The 2,463-nt window shown below is 65.1% G+C and carries 3 protein-coding genes; all 3 read left to right on the top strand.

Translation table 11 applies throughout. The annotated features are described in order from the left end of the window. Positions 1 to 324, top strand: a 324-nt coding sequence (sdhD, locus tag H162_RS0129605) for a succinate dehydrogenase, hydrophobic membrane anchor protein (protein WP_020657083.1), incomplete at its 5' end; no start/stop codon positions are given. Between the two features lie 2 nt (positions 325 to 326). Beyond that, on the top strand, positions 327 to 2,105 hold the full coding sequence (sdhA, locus tag H162_RS0129600) for a succinate dehydrogenase flavoprotein subunit (RefSeq protein ID WP_026355265.1): 1,779 nt from the start codon (positions 327 to 329) through the stop codon (positions 2,103 to 2,105). Between the two features lie 50 nt (positions 2,106 to 2,155). Further along, on the top strand, positions 2,156 to 2,463 hold a 308-nt coding region (locus tag H162_RS0129595), incomplete at its 3' end, for a 2Fe-2S iron-sulfur cluster-binding protein (protein WP_020657081.1).

Below are 2,463 nucleotides of genomic sequence, written 5' to 3'. Positions count from 1 at the left end.
GCCCACTATGGCGTCAAGGACTGGCTGGCCCAGCGCCTCACCGCGATCGTGATGGCGGTCTTCACCGTCGTCCTGCTGGTTTCCTTCCTGACCGCCGACGGCTTCGGCTACGAAGCCTGGGCCGGCCTGTTCGCCAGGCAGTGGTTCAAGCTGTTCGCGCTGGTCACCTTCTTCGGCCTGTTCTATCACGCCTGGGTCGGCATCCGCGACATCTGGATGGACTACGTCAAACCGGCCGGTATTCGCCTGACGCTGCAACTGGCGACCATCCTGTGGCTGCTCGCCTGCGCCGCCTGGACCGTGCAAATTCTCTGGAGTGTGTAATCGTGGCAGCAATCAAAACTGCAATTCCTACCCGTCGTTTTGACGCGGTCATCGTTGGCGCCGGCGGTTCCGGCATGCGCGCATCGCTGCAGCTGGCCGAAGCCGGCCTGAACGTGGCGGTGCTGTCGAAGGTCTTCCCGACCCGCTCCCACACCGTCGCCGCCCAGGGCGGCATCGGCGCCTCGCTGGGCAACATGAGCGAGGACGACTGGTACTGGCACATGTTCGACACCGTCAAGGGCGGCGACTACCTGGGCGACCAGGATGCGATCGAATTCATGTGCCGCGAAGCACCGAAAGTCGTGTACGAGCTGGAACACTTCGGCATGCCCTTCGACCGTAACCCGGACGGCACGATCTACCAGCGTCCGTTCGGCGGCCACACCGCGAACTTCGGCGAGAAGCCGGTCCAGCGCGCCTGCGCGGCGGCCGACCGTACCGGCCACGCCCTGCTGCACACCCTGTACCAGCGCAATGTGCGCGCCCGCACCCACTTCTTCGTCGAGTGGATGGCCCTCGACCTGATCCGCGACGCCGAAGGCGACGTGGTCGGCGTGCTGGCCCTGGAAATGGAAACCGGCGACGTGATGATCCTGGAAGCGAAGACCACCATCTTCGCCACCGGCGGCGCAGGCCGCATCTTCGCCGCCTCGACCAACGCCTTCATCAACACCGGCGACGGCATGGGCATGGCGGCGCGCGCCGGCCTGCCGCTGCAGGACATGGAATTCTGGCAATTCCACCCGACCGGCGTGGCCGGCGCGGGCGTCCTGATCACCGAGGGCGTGCGCGGCGAGGGCGGGATCCTGATCAACAGCAATGGCGAACGCTTCATGGAGCGCTACGCGCCGACCCTGAAGGACCTGGCGCCGCGCGACTTCGTCTCGCGCTCGATGGACCAGGAGATCAAGGAAGGCCGCGGCGTCGGCCCGAACAAGGACCACGTGCTGCTGGACCTGCGCCACATCGGCGCCGACACCATCAAGAAGCGCCTGCCTTCGATCCTGGAAATCGGCCACAAGTTCGCCAACGTCGATGCGACCAAGGAACCGATCCCGGTGGTGCCGACCATCCACTACCAGATGGGCGGCATCCCGACCAACATCCACGGCCAGGTCGTCGCTCCCGACGGCGCCGGCGGCCAGAAGATCGTGGGCGGCCTGTACGCGATCGGCGAATGCGCCTGCGTCTCGGTGCACGGCGCCAACCGCCTGGGCACCAACTCGCTGCTCGACCTGGTGGTGTTCGGCCGCGCGGCCGGCAACCACGTGGTGGCCTCGAACCTGAAGCAGAAGCTGAACAAGCCGCTGCCGGCCGAGGCGGGCCAGGAAGCGCTGGCGCGCCTGAACAAGCTCGAGACCTCGACCGGTTCGGAGCGCGTGCAGGACGTGGCCAACGACATCCGCGCCTCGATGCAGAAGTACTGCGGCGTGTTCCGCACCGACGAGCTGCTGACCCAGGGCGTGACCGAGATCATGAAGCTGGACGAGCGCCGCAAGCACGTGTCGTTCAAGGACAAGTCGAAGGTCTTCAACACCGCGCGCGTCGAAGCGCTGGAACTGGACAACCTGATCGAGACCGCGAAGGCGACCATCGTCTCGGCCCAGGCGCGCAAGGAATCGCGCGGCGCCCACGCCCACAGCGACTACGAGAAGCGCGACGACGAGAACTGGATGAAGCACACCCTGTGGTTCTCGGACAATAACCGTCTCGAGTACAAGGCCGTGATCACCAAGCCGCTGACCGTCGACACCTTCAAGCCGAAGGCACGTACTTTCTAATATTTCCCAGGCCGGGACACCGCTCCCGGCCCGACAGAACAGGTAAAAACATGGCACGCACAGTCCAACTGAAGATTTACCGCTACGATCCGGACAAGGATACGAAGCCTTACATGCAAGACGTGACCGTCGAGCTGAAAGACACCGACAAGATGCTGCTCGACGCCCTGCAGCGCATCAAGTCCGACGTCGACGACTCGCTGGCGCTGCGCCGCTCGTGCCGCGAAGGCGTGTGCGGTTCGGACGCAATGAACATCAACGGCAAGAACGGCCTGGCCTGCACCACCAACCTGAACGAACTGACCCAGCCGATCGTGCTGCGCCCGCTGCCGGGCCTGCCGGTCATCCGCGACCTGAT

Source organism: Massilia niastensis DSM 21313 (assembly GCF_000382345.1).
GTDB classification, from domain to species: domain Bacteria; phylum Pseudomonadota; class Gammaproteobacteria; order Burkholderiales; family Burkholderiaceae_D; genus Telluria; species Telluria niastensis.
This window is presented reverse-complemented; position numbering and strand designations above follow the sequence as displayed.